This is a genomic window from Xanthomonas hortorum pv. cynarae, assembly GCF_002939985.1.
Classification (GTDB): domain Bacteria; phylum Pseudomonadota; class Gammaproteobacteria; order Xanthomonadales; family Xanthomonadaceae; genus Xanthomonas; species Xanthomonas hortorum_D.
The window spans coordinates 1-19187 of the sequence record NZ_MDFM01000015.1; the positions used below are offsets into that span (position 1 = coordinate 1).

19 protein-coding genes and 1 pseudogene are annotated in these 19187 nt (G+C 58.9%); 17 read left to right on the plus strand and 3 right to left on the minus strand.

The features are described from left to right. From XcyCFBP4188_RS23280 to XcyCFBP4188_RS23420, 9 genes are all read left to right on the plus strand, one after another. The coding region (locus tag XcyCFBP4188_RS23280) for a hypothetical protein (protein WP_218972684.1) at positions 1 to 248 on the plus strand (248 nt) is incomplete at its 5' end. 110 nt (positions 249 to 358) lie between these two features. After that, positions 359 to 1327, plus strand: a complete 969-nt coding sequence (locus XcyCFBP4188_RS11860) for a hypothetical protein (RefSeq protein ID WP_146094050.1) — start codon at positions 359 to 361, stop codon at positions 1325 to 1327. A 535-nt stretch (positions 1328 to 1862) separates the two neighbouring features. After that, positions 1863 to 2006 (plus strand): hypothetical protein, encoded by a 144-nt coding sequence (locus tag XcyCFBP4188_RS23830; RefSeq protein WP_487403396.1) that lies wholly within the window; start codon positions 1863 to 1865, stop codon positions 2004 to 2006. 105 nt (positions 2007 to 2111) lie between these two features. Next, positions 2112 to 2753, plus strand: a complete 642-nt coding sequence (locus XcyCFBP4188_RS11870) for a DUF1629 domain-containing protein (protein ID WP_104592165.1) — start codon at positions 2112 to 2114, stop codon at positions 2751 to 2753. 36 nt (positions 2754 to 2789) lie between these two features. Further along, on the plus strand, positions 2790 to 6794 hold the full coding sequence (locus tag XcyCFBP4188_RS22595; protein WP_146094051.1) for a hypothetical protein: 4005 nt from the start codon (positions 2790 to 2792) through the stop codon (positions 6792 to 6794). Positions 6795 to 6834: 40 nt separating this feature from the next. Further along, positions 6835 to 7485 carry a hypothetical protein gene (locus XcyCFBP4188_RS11905; protein WP_104592172.1) on the plus strand — a complete coding sequence of 217 codons (651 nt, stop codon included), beginning with the start codon at positions 6835 to 6837 and terminating at the stop codon, positions 7483 to 7485. Between the two features lie 362 nt (positions 7486 to 7847). After that, positions 7848 to 7973, plus strand: a complete 126-nt coding sequence (locus tag XcyCFBP4188_RS23580; protein ID WP_267929391.1) for a hypothetical protein — start codon at positions 7848 to 7850, stop codon at positions 7971 to 7973. Between the two features lie 83 nt (positions 7974 to 8056). Further along, the gene (locus tag XcyCFBP4188_RS11910) at positions 8057 to 9010 is read left to right on the plus strand and encodes a DUF932 domain-containing protein (protein WP_104592173.1); all 954 of its coding nucleotides are present in this window, start codon (positions 8057 to 8059) and stop codon (positions 9008 to 9010) included. Continuing rightward, positions 9010 to 9519, plus strand: coding sequence for a JAB domain-containing protein (locus tag XcyCFBP4188_RS23420; protein WP_104592174.1), 510 nt, complete (start codon positions 9010 to 9012; stop codon positions 9517 to 9519). The genes XcyCFBP4188_RS11910 and XcyCFBP4188_RS23420 overlap by 1 nt, the downstream gene beginning before the upstream one ends. Positions 9520 to 9639: 120 nt before the next feature. On the opposite strand, the gene XcyCFBP4188_RS11920 is transcribed toward XcyCFBP4188_RS23420, so the two are convergent. Continuing rightward, positions 9640 to 9837, minus strand: coding sequence for a helix-turn-helix domain-containing protein (locus tag XcyCFBP4188_RS11920; protein WP_228318198.1), 198 nt, complete (start codon positions 9835 to 9837; stop codon positions 9640 to 9642). 149 nt (positions 9838 to 9986) lie between these two features. Here XcyCFBP4188_RS11920 and XcyCFBP4188_RS11925 point away from each other — a divergent pair, with 149 nt between their 5' ends. From XcyCFBP4188_RS11925 to XcyCFBP4188_RS11950, 6 genes are all read left to right on the plus strand, one after another. Next, positions 9987 to 10397: a hypothetical protein gene (locus XcyCFBP4188_RS11925; protein ID WP_104592175.1), complete on the plus strand. Its 411-nt coding sequence runs from the start codon at positions 9987 to 9989 to the stop codon at positions 10395 to 10397. A gap of 677 nt (positions 10398 to 11074) precedes the next feature. Then, positions 11075 to 11344, plus strand: a complete 270-nt coding sequence (locus XcyCFBP4188_RS11930; protein ID WP_104592176.1) for a hypothetical protein — start codon at positions 11075 to 11077, stop codon at positions 11342 to 11344. Between the two features lie 4 nt (positions 11345 to 11348). Continuing rightward, positions 11349 to 11987, plus strand: coding sequence for a hypothetical protein (locus tag XcyCFBP4188_RS11935; protein ID WP_104592177.1), 639 nt, complete (start codon positions 11349 to 11351; stop codon positions 11985 to 11987). 813 nt (positions 11988 to 12800) lie between these two features. Next, a complete protein-coding gene (locus tag XcyCFBP4188_RS11940; RefSeq protein WP_104592178.1) occupies positions 12801 to 13109 on the plus strand; it encodes a hypothetical protein in 309 nt (102 codons plus the stop codon). A 2-nt stretch (positions 13110 to 13111) separates the two neighbouring features. Further along, positions 13112 to 13450 (plus strand): FKBP-type peptidyl-prolyl cis-trans isomerase, encoded by a 339-nt coding sequence (locus XcyCFBP4188_RS11945; RefSeq protein ID WP_104592179.1) that lies wholly within the window; start codon positions 13112 to 13114, stop codon positions 13448 to 13450. After that, positions 13450 to 14910 carry a YfjI family protein gene (locus XcyCFBP4188_RS11950; RefSeq protein ID WP_104592180.1) on the plus strand — a complete coding sequence of 487 codons (1461 nt, stop codon included), beginning with the start codon at positions 13450 to 13452 and terminating at the stop codon, positions 14908 to 14910. The genes XcyCFBP4188_RS11945 and XcyCFBP4188_RS11950 overlap by 1 nt, the downstream gene beginning before the upstream one ends. A gap of 119 nt (positions 14911 to 15029) precedes the next feature. Here the strand turns inward: XcyCFBP4188_RS11950 and XcyCFBP4188_RS11955 are convergent, their stop codons facing one another. Further along, positions 15030 to 15749, minus strand: coding sequence for a MobA/MobL family protein (locus tag XcyCFBP4188_RS11955; protein WP_104592181.1), 720 nt, complete (start codon positions 15747 to 15749; stop codon positions 15030 to 15032). A gap of 253 nt (positions 15750 to 16002) precedes the next feature. Beyond that, positions 16003 to 17418, minus strand: a complete 1416-nt coding sequence (locus tag XcyCFBP4188_RS11960; RefSeq protein WP_104592182.1) for a hypothetical protein — start codon at positions 17416 to 17418, stop codon at positions 16003 to 16005. Between the two features lie 171 nt (positions 17419 to 17589). On the opposite strand from XcyCFBP4188_RS11960, the pseudogene XcyCFBP4188_RS23200 reads away from it, so the two are divergent. Together XcyCFBP4188_RS23200 and XcyCFBP4188_RS11970 are read left to right on the plus strand one after the other, a co-directional pair. Then, a pseudogene (locus tag XcyCFBP4188_RS23200) lies at positions 17590 to 17964 on the plus strand (IS3 family transposase); the annotation flags it as partial. 53 nt (positions 17965 to 18017) lie between these two features. Further along, positions 18018 to 19120, plus strand: a protein-coding gene (locus tag XcyCFBP4188_RS11970) for an IS3-like element IS1404 family transposase (protein WP_104592223.1) whose coding sequence is annotated in 2 segments (ribosomal slippage) — positions 18018 to 18276 and positions 18276 to 19120 — 1104 coding nt in all. Because the reading frame shifts where the segments join, the coding sequence is not laid out codon by codon here. The last annotated feature ends 67 nt before the right edge of the window (positions 19121 to 19187 follow it).

The following is a 19187-nucleotide window of genomic DNA, read 5'->3' on the forward strand; positions in this document are numbered from 1 at the left end:
GGAGATATCGGTTGGATATGGCTTACGAGGCTTCATCCGTATACGTTATCGTGACAAGGGCAAAGTTCATAACACGCTCTAGGGAAATCGCCTTGTGGATCCACATTCCACGGCGCCAACTGTTCCGCCTTAAGCTCCAGCTTACCCCTTGTCAATGCACTGAAGCCGAGCATGTCAACGAACAGGACTACACCCTGATAGCTACGCACAATCCCCACCCCAAAAAAATGAACGAAGTGAAAGAATAGCAGACGACAATCACTCACTCTGATGCAACTATGGGAATCACCGAAAAATTCCCACGCCGTTATTGCTCGCCTCCCTTTGGCTCAGGGAGCTCGGTGAGTTAATATATTAAATGGACATCAATGAAGATCCCACCTTGCACCGCATTCGAGCACTTTCAGTGACTACCCCCACCTTCCCATTGCGCGGCCAGGTTGCTTTCATGCAGTTCCTCGCTGCTGGCGGAAGTGTCATGGATATTGAGCGCTATCTACGGCGAGTGGAGTCCTCTTTAGCGCCGAAGCTCGGCACCCAGATGACGGCGGCAGCCAAGCTGCGTGACTTTGCAACGATGCTCCGCATTGAGATTACAGATGCTGACCTGCACATATTGCAGAAGCGCGTCCACCAGGCCGCACTAGATCGGAGGCGCGCGGAGGCGAGATTTCGCCGTATTGATGCATCCTTCCAGCGAGACATATCGAAGGCTCTTAACGCTATTAGAGAAGCGGCAGGCCTTCTTCAGGATACTGAGATTACATCTTGGCCAGAGTGTTTCTCACGTAGGCACGGATTTGAACGGGTACATTTGAATGAACGTCGCAAGTTGGTTAATGAGACTACGGTGTTTGTTGCTTCACTGATGGCTGTCGAAGCGGTGTCTGATCCAGGCGAACGGCACTTTGCTTTCGTAGAGCTGCACGCAGCTCAGTCGAGTCGCGTTCACCGATGCCTAGAGGCGCTTGAGCTTAGCCGTTGGAGGTTGCCATCGACTATCCAAAGGACAGATCTTCCTGGTAAATATGGGGTGGTGAAGTGCGGCCGTTTCGCCGATTTTGATGGCCTTCTGCGGACGGCGCAGACAGCTTGGCTCAGGTGTGATCCTACGAAGATACAGAAGGCTCTGAAGATTGAACTTGAAGCTTCTGACATCGCTAATCGTCGTTCCCAGGATATGGCAGGCATGCCCGCAAACTTGATGAACTGGCTTGCGATGAATTCTGAGGTCCATTCGGATCCAATACGGCCAAAAGCGGGTGAGCGGGGAGCTGCCGAGGCCGGATACACCGCCAAGCCGAGCCAATGTGGTCTAGCGAGATAAGCTCTATGTGCCGGCTCGCCGCGAACGTGTGATCATTCTGGTGCCTCCATACTCAGGTGGCCGGGCGATTTAACTAGACAGCATATGCATGTGCCAGAGTCGGCCCTCGGCCTTCAAATGAGTGCGCCCCACCTCTGTCCTTAAGACACCTTTGCCCAGACATCGGTCTGGATTGTCATTTTGCAGAATCGTCAGCTGCAGAATTCGACATTGATGCCGCTACACGAATCGAAGGTCTGGACGTAGCCTTGCACTAATCCTTCAGTCGGCCCCGCAGCTTGGTCGCTGCTTGTCCTTTGGTGGCTGTGCAGCCCTTGTGCATCAGCGGGCGCTACCATTCGGCCGGGAAGATCTAGCGGCGTGTTCGCTTGCGCTTGCCCAGGCCCTCCGCGTCACCGAACATCAGTTGGATGGGTCACTCCTCGGCGTGAGCGGTTAGTGTCGCGTATCTGCGGTGCGTTGCTCAGAGGTTCCTTAAAGCCACAGCCCACACATCGCCCCCCTTGTCACCTCTGGCTGCAAGGTAAAAGGAAACATCTCCAGCAAGGGGAAAAAGATTTTCCACATGCCTGGGCAGCGCGACTATGAACGCATCTCCATTACTCCAGCACGTGGGGAGCGGATGTTCTGCACTTCCAGGCAAGCATTGGAAGCAGGATGGCAACCGGAAAAGCGTTGATGTCCCAGTCATAAAGGCGCGGGGGCGGTCCATGTCTAGCCAGCACCAAAGCAGGTAAGCTCCTCCGGACGAGCATGCAGTGCCAAGATGGGTAGGAAATAACGCATGGAAACAACGACGACCAATCAGCCAAGGGCAGGGGACTTCTTTATTCTGCAGCCGGATGCGCGCAGGGGCGGAAAGGGCCACGGTGTGGTTTTCGAGAACGAGAAGGCTCTGCTGACGCCGCCGCGCTTGATCTTGCGCCCTAAGACTCGTGGCTTCCCGCCACTGAGAGAAGTTCCGCGCCTGGTCTACGATCCCAATGAAGGCGTTCCGCCACAAGACCTCGAAGGCGGATTGAGTGGCTATTGGCTGGTGTCCGACCGACTCCGTCAGGTGATGGAAGCGGTAGACCCTGGTGCGTTCGCGTTTGCCGAGACCGACTATCGCCTTGCCGACGGCTCCCAGGGGGCAACCGTCTTCCTCTGCGATGTGGTCCGAATGGTGGATGCCCTGGATGAGGAGGCCTCTCAGCTGAACATCGTGCTCAGCGACGATTACGAGGCGGGAAAGTATTACGACCTGACCGGCGATGTGCGATTGGCTTTCAAGCAAGATGTGCTGGGCCCGGCGCACGTCTTTAGGCTGCCCTTCAACGGCTTTGTCTACTGCGACCGGACGTTCAAGGATGCTGTAGACGCGGCAGGCATTGTCACGCCGAGCGAGTCTAATGGGCTTTGGTTTGACGACGTCGTGAACTGCTAAGCCGCGAATACAAGGCAGCAAGGAAGGAGCCTATTCATGTCCAACTATCGGACGCTTTTTCAGGACCATCACAACATCGAACAGCAGACGCTGAAGAACAGCGAACTGCTTTCCCGGCTCCAGGTCGTCGGAAGATTCGACATTCACGCCGCCGAAAATCGCTTGTTTCTCCCGGCAAGCCCCCAGCTTGCGCAAGCAATGGGCGTGACGCCGCATAGCGGTGGCCCGTTGGCTGAATACCAAAGTGGAATGATCCGGCGCCTGGACGACATCGAAGCATCTCGAGATGGCCAGGCGGCCCTGGAAGGCGACACGGCGGCGATGGATCGAGTTGCCAAGCGCGTTGAACAGCTACGCGATACGGTCAAGGTCGGGCTTATCAATGGGGATTTGAACACCAACACGCCGGTTGGCGAAATCCCCGCGCAAACAAGCCAGCGGGTCCGGGAGTTCTTTCGCGATGTCCCGGCCTACTATCAAAACCATGCCCAACAAATTGAAGCCCTGAAGGGCTTCACTGGGGTGGACCATGGCTGGGGTGCCGTCGCGCACTCTGAGTCGCGCATCGTCACCACGCTCAACCAAATCCAGGTCAGCAACAGCGCGATCATCCGGGGCGGCGACATCCAACTTCAGCGCAGCGGGTTGTCGCTCGCCCTTTCCAATGCGCACCACGATGGGCGCGTACTCTTTTCAGAGCAGGGCATTCTCAAGGTTGAGCAGACCCTGGGCGAGGAGGCCGCACACAACCTGCGCGTCCCCCGAGGCCAGCGCGGTGGCATATCCGTGGAACTGCTATTGGGCGAAGCATCAGCAAGCACTCTGGTGCGTTCGGGCGGCTTGCTGGCCACCGGCGCCGATGCAGTGATAACTGCCCGCCGTTCGGCCGAGCTGCTGGAACAAGGCAACGTCACCGCCGCACAGTCTGAGGTCACCCATGCCTTGGCGCGCAATGCCGGTGGCTGGGCCGGTGGTGCGTCCACCGCGGCGGCGCTGGGCGGCAGTGGCTTCGTGCCTGCGGCCTTGGTCGTCGGTGACGCGCTGTTGATGAGCAAGGCGTTCGACAAGGGCGCCGACCTATTTGACAACCGTGCCATCTACCACCAGACCGACAAGGCGGGCGTGGACTGGCAGTTCAACGGTCGCAATTGGCAGCGCGAAGCGGCCATTGACCTTGTCCAAAATGGCCGCCGCACGTCCGATGAGCAGCCCGTGGTCGCCAGCTATGAGAAATCGCAGGAGCTGGGTGCGCTAGCCAACGCCAAGTCGGTGGAGCTGGCGCTGGGCAAGGCGCCACCGCCCCAGGACCCGTTCAACCTCCCGGCTCAAGCAAGCGACCAAATCGGATTGGATAACCAGAGCTGGCGGCGCAATCCCGAGAGCCAGGCATGGGAACGCCAAGTCAAGACCGCTGTGTCCGGTGCCAACGACCGGGGCAGCTACGAACATCAAACCGCTCCCCTGGAACGCGCGCAACAGCTTAACCAAGAAGCCCTTGGGCGCATCGAAAGCAACATCGCCACCGGGCGAGAAGCCATCGCGGCCGCCTATTTGGGGAACCATGCCGCACAGCGGGCCCAGTCCTATGGAGTGGAGGTGCCGGCGGCCGTCCAAGCAGCCCAGGCCAAGTCAGGCGCGGTGCTGGGCTCAGATGCTCGGCTCTACCAGCGCACTGAGTCAGGCCAGTGGGCCAACAAGGGTGGCGTCGCCAGCGGCAATCTGGCGGTGGAGCTGGAACTGACCGACCAACTGCGGCAGCCCTCAATAGATCGCTCCCACGAAGCCTTGGCGGCCATCCAGGCGCTTCCCTTGCCCACGGCGGCGCAGTTGGAGCACAACGAGCTGCTGCACCGTTACCGGGCCGCAGGCGTCGATTTGAACGTCAATCTGGACACCCAGCAGGCCGTGGTGCTGGCCGCGCAGCGAACCATGGAGACCAACGGCATCACCGGGCCGACGATGCAGCAGCTGCAGCGCAACGAATCGGGGCAATACGGCTATGACAGCCCCATCGCGCACCTGCAAAGCGGCAGTGATGGTGTCGCTCGCGTGGTGGCGATTACCAGCAGCGAAGACATCCGCCAGGCGTTGAGTGATGCACGGGGGCACCGACAGGAATCGGCAACCCTTGCACGGGTGCCCGAAGCTGCTGGAGATACAGATACCTCGACCTCTGATTCTTCCAATCCGCAGCAAGTGCTCGACATCCAGGCCCGCATGCAGGCCTCTGTTGCGGCGCAGGCGCGGCAAGAACGCGAACAGCAAGATCGCCTCGCGCAAGAGCAGCATGCCGCGCAGGTGCGCGAGCACCTCCAGCAGGCACAGCCTGAGCGCGAAGATAGGTCACAAAGCGAACAAGCGGTCCAGGCGCATGCGGTGTTGGAAGGTCAACGCCAAGCAGAGCAGCAACGTGAGCTAGAAGAACGCCAAGTGCAGGAGTGCCAAGCGCAGACCAGCCAGCAACGCGATCTACAAGAGCGTGAGATAAGGGAGATCCAGCAACGTCAGGAGCAAGAGCGTCAAGCTCAGGACAACCAACAGCGGGAGCAGCAGCAAGATCGACAGGCTCCAGAAGCCAAGCAAGTTGAGGTCCAGGAAGCTCAGGCTCAGCAAGCGCAGCAGCAAGACCAACGCCAGCATGCCTCGCAGCAACTGGACCCTCAGCCGCATGCACCAGATGCCACGTTGGCTCCACAAACGCCATGGCCTGGGTCGCAGCACGAGGATGCGCGCCCTCGGGGAGAAACACAGAACCAACAGGCCGGCGAACACTTGGCTCCTGGCGCCCATGAGCTATTGAAGCAAACGCCTGGTCTGGGTGACGCGCAGCCACGCCAAGCACAAGATGCGGAGCGCGCGCTGGAGATTCAGGCAGTGGAGAGTCTCGACACCGCGCGCCTCCAAGTGTTTCCTTCAAAAGGCCCGGAGTCGGACAACCAACCTTTTCAAAACGCAGAGGCCGATGCGGTGTCGCCAGCACTGCATCACCAGGTGCAAACGCAGCAAGGAGAGATGGAGCAAGCATCGGTCCGTCAGCAAGACGTGGCGCGTGAGCAGGAGGCAGATTCGGTTCGCGGCATGTCCCACACAACGCATGCGGCAGCAGAACCATTGATTGCATCGCAGTCCACGGGGTCTTCCACTCCTGAGCGACATGCGGAGACAGTGCAGCCCCGTCCTTCAAACGCCTTGCTCGGTGATCATGGTGCGCCGGTGCTGCCCCCAGAACACCTCGCGCAAGCGCGTGAGCAGTCATTGGCAAGTAGTGCCGACACTCGGATGTCCGTCGGGTCTGCTGACGCAGAAAACCAACAGACGCCATCAACCCCGGCGCAGGATCGCAGCGCCGCAGACCCGGGCGGCGCACTATTCCTGGAAGAGACCATGCGCTCGCTGCGTCAACTGCAACAGGAGATTGAGGCGGCGGATCGGGAAGACGAACGCTTCCACAAGGAATGGAGGGAGTATCGCGAGCGCGGAGAATCCTATCCCTTCGCTCGCGACGGCGCGCGAGACCAGGAGAGTGGAAGCATTGATGCATTCAGCGCGCACCAACCAAGTCGCCGCTCGCCCAGTGAAGCTGCTGAGCAAACCGATGCCTTCTCACCTCTAGCTCAGCGCTCCACCAGGCGAGGGGTGGGGGATGCGCCAAACGAATCGTCGCAGACCGAACGGAAATCCATCACCGGTGACCCTGACGTGGACGAAGTGCTCTATGCACTGGAAAGCAAGAACGAGCTGGCGATTGAGCAAGCCTTGACTCGGGTAGCCAACAGCGCAGCAACCCAGGCGCTGATCAAAAGAGGCAACGACTTCCTGGAAGCGCAGGCCATGCAGGAAGCGCAAGAGCACGTCGCCACGCGGCAGGCACTGGGGATGGATGTCGCGGCCGAGGTCAACACCAGCCGTGGTCCGGTGATGGTGATGACCTTGCCGGAGTTCGCCAAGGGGCCGATGCAGAACGGGCCTCAAGGTGACGGCGGCGGTGGGGACGGCGGTGGAGGAGGTGGTGGAGGAGGTGGTGGTGGGGGCGGCGGTTAGTCAAAATCGCTTCCATGACCCGCTGAGCTTAGGACACCTCATGGACAAGCAAGACGCTTCTGCAATGGCGGAAATGCTGGTGACATTGAACGCCTCGAACGCCTCGTTGCAGCAGACCATCAAGGTGTTGACGACGCTGGTGTCGTCCATGCAACAGCGCGAACACAACCTGCGCGATCTCATCGTCGAACAACTCCAGGTACTGCAAAGCGCAGTGGGTAGCGCCGACTACAAGGTCAATCGAGTGCTGGAGAATGCACTACCGCGGCTGACGCAATTGACCAATCAGGCGCTGTCGCAGACCCTGGAGCCGGCCGCCAAGCGGTTCAACAAAGAGATGGCGCATGCGGACGAGACGTTGCAGCAAGCTACTCGACGTTACACGCAGGCACAGCAATCCTTGGAAACACGGATTACGCGACGCATGGGCATGGCATCCGCCACCATGCTTGTGGCGGGCGTTTTGGGCCTGGGTACGGTGGCTTACTCGGTTGGCATCATCAACGAAAAGCGAACCGAGCTCGCACAGCTTCGAGCCGCCATCGACTACATGGATCGCGTGTCGCGTGCCGACCTAGCTCCCTGTGGGGAAGGCCGGCTCTGCGCCACCTTCGAAAAAAATGGGCCGCGCTACGGCAATCAGAGGCAATACAGAGCGGTCAACCTGCGCACAACACCAGCTGCGCAGTGATACCTGTAGACCGCATTCGCTCGGTGGGGCGCTAACGTTTTTGGCGGTTGTCCTAGTCCCTCTCGTTCCGGTTTCATTCGATAGGAGCCCTCGGCGTAAGCGATGTCCGCTGACGGCCACCGTTTGCCTGTTGCCACCTTCTGCGCACTAGGACTCTAAAGGCTTCCAGAGTTAGAAGCATCTTGCGCCTGCGCCGGCTGCAAGCCCAACACGCTGCGGTGATGTGTCTCCCCGTGCAAGATCGAAAAGATAGGAAAAAACGCCTAAAGATTATTTAAAACCCATATCACCTATGTGAGGCGGGATATACCCCGCTTCGCGTCCGGCGCTCCGCATTGCAGTGCCAGCTTAGGATGCACGTAATGACGAAGAGCAAGGTCGAATTGATCTACTGCATCATGGTGGTGGCCACCGCCGTCATGGCGGGCATCGTCAAATGCACCGTGGCGGCGACTTGCCCTAACTGCAGTGATTTCTTCGATCACTGATCGGCACAACCAACGTTACCTCTCACAAGGCCCGGCTCGTCCGGGCCTTGTGCATTTATGGCCTCAACTATTAGGAATCGACAATGCACTTGCTTGAATCAATGGCCTATGTTGGCAATAAGCCCTGGCATGGGCTGGGTAATCAGCTCGCTCGACAGCAGCCTATCGAGACATGGAAGCAACAGGCTGGGATGGATTGGAAGATCGAGGAGTCGGAGGTTCGATACATCACTGGCAGTCAGAACATTGGAGCCATCAATGCGTTTCCTGGGAACAAGGTTCTCTATCGCTCTGATACCAAAGCGCCTCTGGCAGTGGTTTCGAAGCGCTTCCAAGTCGTCCAGCCAGGGGAGATCCTGGAGTTCTACCGGGACTTGACGGCGAACAACGGATTCGAGCTGGAGACGGCCGGCGTCCTGAAGGAAGGACGTAAGTTTTGGGCATTGGCCAGGACAGGTCAGAGCACCGTGCTTCGGGGGAGGGACAGAGTGGACGGCTATCTTCTCCTGGCCACTGCCTGTGATGGGACGCTGGCCACAACAGCTCAATTCACTTCTATCAGGGTGGTCTGCAACAACACCCTGGCGGTTGCCTTGGGAGACAGCGGTGGCGCCATCAAGGTGCCGCACCGAAGCCACTTCGACCCGGACCTCGTGAAGCGCCAGCTCGGCATTACGGTTTCAGCCTGGGTCGGTTTCGTAGACCGAATGAAAGCACTGTGCGAATCCCCAGTAGATCCAGACGCTGCTGATGCTCTGCTGCGCCGTGTGTTGACCTACGCCACTCCCAATGCGGCGCAGGTGGTCAACGAACAGGCGGTGGCTAAAGTGCGCGCGCTGTATGAGGGCGATGGGCAAGGATCCAAGCTTGCTTCCAGCCGAGCAACGGCTTGGGGTCTGCTCAACGCCATCACAGAGCACGTTGATCATCATCGACGTGCTCGAAGTGACGACCATCGCCGGGATGCGGCCTGGTTTGGGCAGGGGGCCAAGATCAAGCAGCGCGCGTGGGAAGAGGTAACGGGGATGGTGGCGTGATGCAGGCCGGGACACGCACATGTGCGCCGTCTGATGGCGGGCCTGCACCATCACAGGAAGTCATCCACGCACGGGATGACAAGATCGTCGCGCGCGCCCTACGCATCCTCGAACAGCGAGCCAGCGAACCAGGGCCAAGACTAGGTGACGTCTCCAAGTGCGGCGCCTTTTTCCGGCTGCGGTTGGGTGGTGAGATACGGGAGCACTTCGAGGTTGCGTTTCTCGATAACCAGCACCGGCTCATCGGGGTAGAGCGCTTATTCTCCGGGTCCGTGGAGGGCGCGGAGGTGCACCCGCGCATCGTCGTCCAGCGCGCGCTGGCCTTGAACGCCGCGGCAGTCATCGTGGCTCACAACCACCCGAGCGGCCATACTGAGCCTTCAGCAGCCGATCGGGCTGTCACGGTCCAGTTGAAGACCGTTTTGCAGCTGGTGGAGATCCGGCTGCTGGACCATTTCGTGGTCACAGCCCACCAAGCGGTCTCGATGGCTACCCGGGGATGGGTGTAGGGCTGACATCCGCTCTGGGGCCGGTCTCGGCACAACGCGCCCGGCCAAGGCCGGACATCGACTCGTCTTGTCCCACGTGTTCAGTGGCCGAGCCCTGAAGGGCCGGCCACAGAATTGCCGTCAGTCGAGAAGTGACCCGGGGCGAACCCGAAGCGCCAGTGCAATGCGCTCGATGTTGTAGATCGTCACATTCTTCTCGCCGCGCTCGAGCATGCCGATGTAGGTCCTGTGGACGCCGGCTGCCTCGGCAAGGTCTTCCTGCGACAGCCCGCGCTCCTTCCTCAATCGCCGGACGTTGCCAGCAAAGACGGTGACCAACCGAGTTTCGTGAGCTGCCCGAGCCATCGCAAGATGGTCTGGGTTTGAATACTACTATTCGACATACTAAGATTAGCATTCGGCGATGTCTGGGCTAGCCCAATTGCCCTATGTCCAACTCGGTCACCTAACAAACACAGGGGAATCAAATGAAGGGAATCGTCTCAGCCAGCATGGTGCTGGTGTCTGTTCTTTTGTCAGGTTGTGTCGGTGGCACGCCTGACTGTGGTGATGGCAAGACCATGGACCTGATCCACGACGTGATCGTCAAAGCGGTGGAGAAGCGCGTGACGTGGTACGAGAACAGCGCGGAAGCCAAGAAGTACATGGACATGTTTAACGTTGAGGCCTTCCGAAAAATCCCGGACAACTACGAGATATCCAAAATCCGCGTCCTGAGTTATGACAAGGACACAGACGTCTACGAATGCGAAGCCAGCATCACTTACGACTACCAGCCAGGCCGCGGACGCAGCTTCCGCTACAGGGTGGAAACGGACCAAGGCGACTCTCAGACGCTCCTTTCCTATGAAAAATCGATGCTCGGCCCGATTTTTTAGCATCGCCTGGCGGCTGTTCGCGCCCAACCCTCCAGGTGGCAACCCAGAGCCATCAGCTGCTTACCGGCTGCTGCCCCCGCAGTGCAAGCGTGCCTTGGAATTGGCGGGGGTGCGGGTACTGGACTAATTTTTGTCACCAACAGCACCGTATTACTGATGGCCGCGCGGCCAGCTGGAAGTGCTCCACGAGAGGATCTCGAAAACGGCCAAGGAGGGCCAACCGAGGCGAGCTACAACTTGCTTTTCAATTACACCAGCGCGTAATCGATCCAGTAGTGCTGGGTTAGCGTTCGCCCTCTTCAGGATCTCTACCACGCTGGCTATAAAGGCGGCTTGATCCATGCCAAAGCTAAGACGGTATTCGCTGCCGCGGAGTTTTATGCGAAGACCGAGATGGTAGCGGCCATATTCGGTACTTGGGCCAGCAGGTAGACGGCCGGGATCTCATGCGGCTTAGCCTGTACCACAAATCTCTCAAACCCGGTTGCGCCCGCTTGCTGCTCGTTAGGGTTTGATCCGCGTGCAACCTGTCTCATTAACCAATTCCACGCAGAGACTCAGCGCGCGTTGGTCTGCCCAGCAATTGTGTTCCCGTCGTTCGGAGAGCTTCTGAGCGGGTCGATTTGGCTTGTCGTAATAGGCGGCATATTGGTCCTTGTGCAAAGGAGGGCCTAGTCATGGCACGAGATGTCGCGAAGATTGCGGCCGCTCTGGCGGCGTTGCTGATGCTTGGAGCATGCAGCAGCAAGGCGGACAAGGCACGCAGCGAATTCATCGGCAGCTGTGCCAGCAGTGGAGGGAACAAGTCTGTCTGCGAATGCGCTTTCGACAAACTGCAGGCGCATTACGGGGAAGAAGGAATTGTTGCAAGTCAGTCCGAGGGTTCTTCGCCCCCGGACTTCATCGATCAATTGGCCAATGCCGCACAACAGTGCAGGAAGCGATAAGGAAATGAAGATGAAGCAGATTTACCGGTCCACGATGATCCTGCTAGCCGCGCTAGCCGTAACGGGATGTGGCAAAGCAGATGAGGTGACGAAAGCCGGCGATATCAACCTTGCAGGTTGTGAGGTCCTGGCCGGCATCAAGCGATCCGAGGCTGAGACCATCACGTGCGACAAGGGAGCCAAGCCTGTTCAAGTCGGAAGCGAGAAGGCCGCAGCGTCGGAAGTGTCAACGCCAGTTGTCCCAGATGCGGAGGTTATCGATACCGCGCTTGCAGGGGAAGTGAAGAGGTCCGAGGGTGGCATGGAGTATCGGGATGCCAGAAAGTCAGCGGAGGGTGATCTGACCGGCGAAGGCAAGGCTGAGGTCGCCGTGCTGTACACCCTGGAAGGCGAGGGTGGCGGGAACGGCAGCAGCACGTACCTCGCGGTGTTCCAGCGTGCCGACGGTGGACAGCTGGGTCTGATTGACACAACCCCAGCTGCAGGCTTTGGGGCCGTTGCACAGGATCTGAGCATCGTCGACGGGAAAATCCGCGTGAAGTTGCTGATGCAGGGGCCGGATGATCCGGATTGCTGCCCGTCGATAGAGCATGAGGGGCGGTACGTCCTTCACGGTGGGAAGCTGCTGCAGGTGCAGTCGTAGCAGCGCTCCGAACTCACGCGTCAACCTGCAGATGCTGAGTCATCTAGAGGTGGAGCGAAAGCTCCTCCTCTGGCGTCATGGCCGGCGGTTTTCTCTTGGGCCTTACAGCGCGCCTGGGCTGCGGTGCAGTAGGGACAAGTACGGCGCCAGCACCCAGACCATGCGGCAAGATTCCTCGCCTCGGACTTCGACCTGCTTTTTTTTTGTTCAAGCCAACGCAGGGCGGCGCGGAAGCGCAGGGGCGGCAGGTTTGCCTCAGCTGCTTCGGCCTCCACGGCAGTGGGCGACTGCGCTGGATGCATGTATGCAGGTGGCGCGCGTCCTCGTCGGGCCTAGCCTTGCGGAAAGCGCGGTGACTGGTCGGCAACTGCGCCAGCTCCGGGGTCGGGTGCATCGATTCGGCAAAGACCATTCAAGATCGTCGAATAGCGGGAGAGTGCTGCCAGGCCATGGCAACCGTTCGGAACCATTCAAAAGTGTACTGATCTGGCCTGGCCTCAGTGCTCGGTCAACCCGAATCGAACCGGCTCAATCGCTAATGCACGGCCGGGGAATCTCATTCAATCGCGCTGCGATTGGGGGCGAAGTGGATGACCAGTGAGTCGGGTTTGTGATGCTAAGTGTCTGATTCATAGTCGTACTTGCGTCTTTGCGCCCCAGCTATAGGCATCTGCAGCGCCCAAATCCAAAACGTTGATTTTTTGAGCATGGGCTTTCGCGCCGCCATCGGCTCAAATGCACCCGAGCTGGTCACCGCCAGCCAGGATTCCGGCCGGATTCCTTCCATCGCAACTCAAATCCTAAGGAATCCACATGAACTTCAACGCAGCCACTCCGGCCCCGATGCTGGACGACATCAAATGCTCCGCTCACGCGACGGCGCACTTCCCGATCCCGGACGGCTTGGTAGGGCGCCCAACTCTGCGGTTCAAGGAAATGATCAAGATCATGTCCATCGGCCGCAGCCAAGGCTATCTGCTGAAGAAGACCGATCCGAACTTCCCGAAAGGCGTCCCGCTCTACGATAGTAAGAACTCGCCCCAGTTCTATTGGACGCATGAAGCCATCGCCTGGTTGCAGGACCGTACCAACAAGGTGCGTACCGGCTTGGAGAGCAACTGACCATGAGCGCATACATCGAAGCGTTGTCAGGTTCTCGTAGCCCCTTGGAGGCACTCGAGCTGGCTCTAGCTAGGGAGTTGACGGGCGGCAAGAGCAAGATCGAAATCGACTTCCGTGACGCATATCCGGCGTTGGAGCGTAACCTCGTTCAGAAGATGCGCAAGCGCGTGGCGATGAACCACTTTAACGCTGCGTACAAGCACGGCCTGACTTTGGCTCAGTTCCGCAAGCTGTTGAATGCGGAGCGTGAGCGCCATCGCGAAGCTGGTCACCAGCTGGTGTGTGAGAACTGTGGCCAGCAGATTCCCGTAACTGCTGCGGCCGAACAGGAGGTGGAATAATGGCGATCTCAATGCAGCGCACGCCGCCCCGCTACCCGCTCGATGCCTTCCTCGTGGTTGCTCGTGAAGCTGGTCACGAGCTGGTCCGCAACGTCCAGGCACCGGACGCGATGATCGGCATGGGGCTGATCAATGCGATCACGATGGCATGTCAGGGCCTGATTGACGTCAAGATGCCGACCGGGCAGGTCCGTCCAGTCTCCCAGAACCTGCTCATCGTGGCGGAATCGGGTGAGCGCAAGTCCACGGTGTCTTCACTGCTCCTCGAACCGTTCCGCGACGCGGATGCCATGGCGATGGCTGCTCACAAAGCGAAGAGCGAGCAGTTCAAGGCCGAGCTCGGCTCGTGGGAAGCCAAGTCGAAGGGCTTGCGCAGCGCTATCAGTCGGGCGGTGAGCAAGGGCTTGGAATCTGACGAGCTGGATGCCCAGCTGATGGAACACGCCCGGCGCCGACCACAGCAGCCCAAGTTACGCTACTTCCTGCGGCAGGACATCACCGCCAAAGCCGTGATGGAGGCCTTGGAAGGCGATGGCGAGTCGATCGCGATCACCACCGATGAAGGCCATCTGCTGTTCAAAAGTGAGGCGATGACCCATATGGGGCTGCTGAACCGTCTGTGGGATTCGCCCGAAGTGCTGCTCCGGGACCGGGCCGACCGCGAAAGTCTGGTGGCCATGAACCCACGAGTGTCCGTGAGCATCATGACCCAGTACGCCCCCCTCAAGGCGTTCTTGGACAGCCGCGGCTCGGTGGCAAAGGGCAGCGGTCACTGGGCGCGCTATCTGGTGGGCTGGCCGCAGTCGACCATGGGTTACCGCCGTGTAAACGGGGATGAAGCCGTCTGGGAGGCTCTGCCGATCTTCCACGCACGCATCCGGCAGCTGCTGGAACGCTACCGGACGGAGATGGAATCGGGCGAAATCAAGCGCGAAACGATTGAATTCAGCCGTGACGCGAAGGAAAGGTGGCTGGATCTGTCGGACGAGACCGAAAGGATGTTGCGCGAAGGTGAGTACTTCAGCGACATCAATGATTTTGCAGCCAAGGTGATGGAGATCATGGCTCGTTTGGCCGCCTCAATTCACTACTTCGGAGGGGAGCTCGGACAGATCACCTTGGATACCGTCAACCGTGCCTTCGAGATCGTTCGCTGGCATGTGGACGAGTATAAGTACATGTTCTCGCCGGCATCGACCGCACCACAAGACTTGGTCGATGCCCAGGCCCTCGCTGAGTACCTGCATTCCCGGATATGGGGTGGTCCGTCCTCTGACACCTATGTACCCAAGAATCGGATCCTCCGCAGTGGTCCGGTACGCGACCGCGGACGGCTCAACGACGCCCTGAGCTTGCTCGAAATGCGCAGGGCGGTGAACGTAGTGATCGGTCCTCGGGACCGGAAGACCTATCTGCAGCTCATGAACCATTTCTTCGACCAACCCAGCATGATGCTGTAGCTGGTGTCCCGTTCAATGCCCTCGTCGCTGACGAGGGCGTTTTCCCCTAGATCCTCGGCCAGAACCCAGGCGATTCTGCGATTTTGTCGCAGAATCGCCTCTGCCTTTTAGCGTATGGCCTAGGCTTTGGTGCTGTGGCCGGTACGGTGGTCCGTGAACTGCTGCTTTTCGGCGTCTGCCATATCCTTGATCAGGCGTGGGCCCAGATGCCGTTCGGCGGGCCGTTCAATGCCCCGGTCTCTGAGGCTGCGGTGATCAACCCGCGTGCTATGCCCACACTCAGCCAGCATCTGATTCTGAGCGTCGGCTACCAGCTTACGTCGCGCGCTGACCTGCTGCCGCAGTTCTATCGGACTCTTGCCGCCGCTGTCCTTCCGGCATCCGCCACTGGCTGGGTTCTTCGGGTTGTAGCGCGCGAAAGTTCGATCCGGAGTCCGTTCGATTCCATCTGGGACGCGATCAGAGCACATCAGGTGCACATGCGGGTTCTCGATGCCGCCAATCGAACCGGCTGGGGCGTGAATTGCGTACTGATATGGCTTAACGCCTGCCACATTGCGTGCTAGCCGTTCCGCGAGTTCGATTAGCTGGTCCTTGGACAGCTCGTTAGGTAACGCAATCTCATGTTCGCGATACGCTGCGGCGTTGGATCGTTCGTATCTATCGGCCATGCTCCAGAAGGCCCTGGGATCATCCTCTGCCCAGGTAGGGAGATTGCCGTGACCGGAGTGGATTAGATCTTCGCGCTTGCTATGTGCGCCCTCGCGATCAATGTACGCACCGTGCCTGCGTGCCGACCCCTTCTTGCCGCTCTTGATGCTGTAATGGAAGCTTGCCATCAGTGTTTCACCCTTTCTCTATATAGAAGTAAAAAGCCGACAAGAGATCTGTTGTCGGCTGCTTCGAAAGCGGGTTCCATCATTATTTTGATCACTCGATTAGAAACGGTAAGTGCGCGTGTTAACGCACCCCGTACTGGTTCCTCACCTCTAACCAGATGTCACTGGAGATTCGCCTATCGGAACTCCTGTACGGCTCTCTGACGATGGAATTTGCCGGTATCCATATACATAGAACTGATGGCGTAGAAATTTATCGATTCATGGTGAGGTGCTCTATCACGTAGTCCTTGGCAGCGCCGACGCAGTAGAAGTTAAGTGTCGTCAATGCCATTGAGATGGCGGCGATGTCCTTGAGCTCAAGTGCCGATTGGTACGCTTGGAGCCTGGCTGTCTGGTACTGCAGCCGTGCACGATAACTCCTGGTCGTCCCGTTGAATGCTGCCTGGTACTCGTAGAACCTGTTGAGGTATATCTGCGCCACGCCCTGGTGCTGATGGGGATCTTTGGGATGCATCCCCTTATCGAACAAGCGCTGCGGGCTCTTGCCTTGATCGGTTTGGCCATGCCAGTAAGGTTTGTATTCTTGCCCATCCGCTTGCTGATAGCGGAACGAAGAGAAAGCAGCGACTATGTCATACACAGTCAGCATGGCCGCGTCCGGATCATTGCAATCGAATGAGCGGTACTCGTATGAAATAAGCAGTCTCTTGGCGCGATCCTCATGTCCCCTTAGCTGCTTTATAGTCGTAGCAGTGCTGGTCGCCTTACTAACCAGATCACACATCTGATCCGGGCATTCCAAAAGTAGATGGTGAAACGTGTTGACTGAGAACACGCGGTTGGATGGGCCGTGGTGCCATTGGGAATCACCGCTGGCTAGACGGCAGAAGTGCTCTGCGTCGTTCCGAATGTCACCGATGTCCAGCTGGATGCGGGTGTGCTCAAGGTGCTTGGGGTAGTGCTGGATGAAGTGCCTAAAAGGTAGCGTTAGAAGATAGGTGTACATGGCCTCATTCGCCGGCGTATTGAGTTCCTCCTTTTGTTGAACGCGGAACTGATCCATCAGCTTGGCCATGTGACCAAACGCCAGCGCAAGCAACGTATCGTCGCCGAAAAGACCCTCGCGAAGGGTTGCTGACACCTCATCATTCGTGCGTTCGACGTGCAGAAGAAGCTTCTCCGCTAAGGAGTGAGCCTCTCGATCTCCTAGTAGCCTTGAGAGCATCTGAACACGCACGGGCTCGATCTCCAAAGCCAGGTTGGCAGTCAAGCCCTGGATGAGCTTGGATGCTTCCTGGTCGCGCGGAATGGTGGTGGCGGTGCTGAACTCCATGGTGGCTTCATCGTCCGCTTCAGGGGGCGTCAGGAGACGGAAAAGGTTCCTGTCGCTGCCCAGATCGGTTAGGAAGAGGAGCCGGATAGTCTTAAGGGTCGACATCTGCAGCGGCTCGTTGTTGCCAGCTATGCAGACGCCAATAGACTTCTGCAGAAAATCCAGAGTCCGCTTGAGCGTCCTTGAGGTAACAGGTTCTGCACTGACCTTCTGAACTTCCGTATCCAGGTGTTTGACCAGTTCACTCAGCGTGGCTGTCTCGCTCGGGGCGATGGGGCAGAATTGGAATGGAAGGCTCTTGGCCGGTTCCGGTTGGTTTGCTTCTAGGGCCATTTCGGAATCTTCATGAGTAATCGTGATGGCTCTCCTTAGAGAGTCTCCACAGCTTCACATGGCCTGCGGCTCGGTTCCACATTGACGTTGTTGGTAGAGCCTTAGCGCGATCGGAAACAGCGACGCCTCTCCCGGCTGTGAGTAGCGAAATTCCTCAAACCATGGAGATTGCGCGAGGATCGCAATGTTGAATTGAGCGAGCGCATCTTGGCCTTGGTACATCGGCAAAAGCGCTATGGCGTAGGGGACGATCTATCTCAAGCTGCGCCAAGAGGGATACCTGACCAGCTACAAGCGCGTGGAGCGGCTGTATCAGGTGCAGCACCTGCAGGTCAGGTGGCGCAGCGCAAGCAGGTGCCAACGGGCAAGCGGCACCCGCTCCTGCGCCCGGCCCAGGTCATCAAGTGCCTGGTGATCGTCGACGACGCCACCCACGAAGCCGTGGCAATCGAGGTGGAATGTGCCATTTCCGGGCATGGCGCCTCGCGCGTGCTGGACCGGCTGGCCTCGCTGCGCTATTTGTTGCAGGTGCGACGTCCCCCCAATTTTGAGTAGCGCCTCAGTTTGGAGTCCAATTCCCTACCCCGAGGAGATTGGACGTGAAGAAACGTTTTACTGACGAGCAGGTCATCGGCTTTCTGCGCGAAGCCGAAAGCGGCGTCGCCATCAAGGACCTGTGCCGGCGGCATGGCTTCAGCGAGGCCTCGTACTACCTGTGGCGCAGCAAGTTCGGTGGGATGAGCGTGCCCGATGCCAAGCGGCTCAAGGACCTCGAGTCCGAGAACGCGCGGCTGAAGAAGTTGCTGGCCGAGCAGCTGTTCGAGAACGACCTGATCAAGGATGCACTGCGAAAAAAGTGGTAAGCGCACCGGCGCGTCGTACGCTGGTGCGCGAATGGATCGGGCGTGGTGCCAGCGAGCGTCGTGCGTTGGCAGTGATCGGTATGAGCGCCAGTGCGCTGCGCTATTGCCCACGCGAAGATCGCAATGGCGAACTGCGCGAACGCATCTGTGCGTTGGCGCATCGCCATCGCCGCTATGGCGTGGGGATGATCTATCTCAAATTGCGGCAAGAAGGGCGCATCGTGAACTACAAGCGTGTGGAGCGGTTGTACCGCGAGCAGCAGCTGCAAGTGCGCCGCCGCAAGCGCAAGAAGGTCCCAATAGGCGAGCGTCAACCGCTGCTGCGGCCATCGCAGGCCAACCAGGTGTGGTCGATGGACTTCGTGTTCGACCGCACCGCCGAAGGCCGGGTGATCAAGTGTCTGGTGATCGTGGACGATGCAACCCACGAAGCGGTCGCCATCGAAGTGGAGCGCGCGATCTCCGGGCACGGGGTGACGCGCGTGCTGGACCGACTGGCGCACCGTCGCGGTTTGCCGAAGGTGATCCGCACTGACAACGGCAAGGAGTTTTGCGGTAAGGCGATGGTCGCTTGGGCGCATGCCCGTAATGTGCAACTACGGCTCATCCAGCCAGGCAAACCGAACCAGAACGCCTACGTCGAATCCTTCAACGGCCGACTGCGCGACGAATGCCTCAACGAGCACTGGTTCCCGACGTTACTGCACGCGCGCACCGAAATCGAACGCTGGCGACGCGAATACAACGAGGACCGACCCAAGAAAGCAATCGGCGGCATGACCCCGGCTGCTTATGCCCAACATCTGGCAAACAACGATATCATCAACCCCGGACTCTAAACCAGGCCGCTACTCAGGGCGGGGGGACGTCGCGTCGGGTGGCCTCCACGGAACCAGGGCGGTTCAC

Bases quoted from the DNA above. Each gene is read 5' to 3' on its own strand.
- XcyCFBP4188_RS11860 (WP_146094050.1), top strand. From the start codon at position 359: ATGGACATCAATGAAGATCCCACCTTGCACCGCATTCGAGCACTTTCA.
- XcyCFBP4188_RS11870 (WP_104592165.1), top strand. From the start codon at position 2,112: ATGGAAACAACGACGACCAATCAGCCAAGGGCAGGGGACTTCTTTATT.
- XcyCFBP4188_RS22595 (WP_146094051.1), top strand. From the start codon at position 2,790: ATGTCCAACTATCGGACGCTTTTTCAGGACCATCACAACATCGAACAG.
- XcyCFBP4188_RS11905 (WP_104592172.1), top strand. From the start codon at position 6,835: ATGGACAAGCAAGACGCTTCTGCAATGGCGGAAATGCTGGTGACATTG.
- XcyCFBP4188_RS23580 (WP_267929391.1), top strand. From the start codon at position 7,848: ATGACGAAGAGCAAGGTCGAATTGATCTACTGCATCATGGTGGTGGCC.
- XcyCFBP4188_RS11910 (WP_104592173.1), top strand. From the start codon at position 8,057: ATGCACTTGCTTGAATCAATGGCCTATGTTGGCAATAAGCCCTGGCAT.
- XcyCFBP4188_RS23420 (WP_104592174.1), top strand. From the start codon at position 9,010: ATGCAGGCCGGGACACGCACATGTGCGCCGTCTGATGGCGGGCCTGCA.
- XcyCFBP4188_RS11925 (WP_104592175.1), top strand. From the start codon at position 9,987: ATGAAGGGAATCGTCTCAGCCAGCATGGTGCTGGTGTCTGTTCTTTTG.
- XcyCFBP4188_RS11930 (WP_104592176.1), top strand. From the start codon at position 11,075: ATGGCACGAGATGTCGCGAAGATTGCGGCCGCTCTGGCGGCGTTGCTG.
- XcyCFBP4188_RS11935 (WP_104592177.1), top strand. From the start codon at position 11,349: ATGAAGATGAAGCAGATTTACCGGTCCACGATGATCCTGCTAGCCGCG.
- XcyCFBP4188_RS11940 (WP_104592178.1), top strand. From the start codon at position 12,801: ATGAACTTCAACGCAGCCACTCCGGCCCCGATGCTGGACGACATCAAA.
- XcyCFBP4188_RS11945 (WP_104592179.1), top strand. From the start codon at position 13,112: ATGAGCGCATACATCGAAGCGTTGTCAGGTTCTCGTAGCCCCTTGGAG.
- XcyCFBP4188_RS11950 (WP_104592180.1), top strand. From the start codon at position 13,450: ATGGCGATCTCAATGCAGCGCACGCCGCCCCGCTACCCGCTCGATGCC.
- XcyCFBP4188_RS11955 (WP_104592181.1), bottom strand. From the start codon at position 15,749: ATGGCAAGCTTCCATTACAGCATCAAGAGCGGCAAGAAGGGGTCGGCA.
- XcyCFBP4188_RS11960 (WP_104592182.1), bottom strand. From the start codon at position 17,418: ATGGCCCTAGAAGCAAACCAACCGGAACCGGCCAAGAGCCTTCCATTC.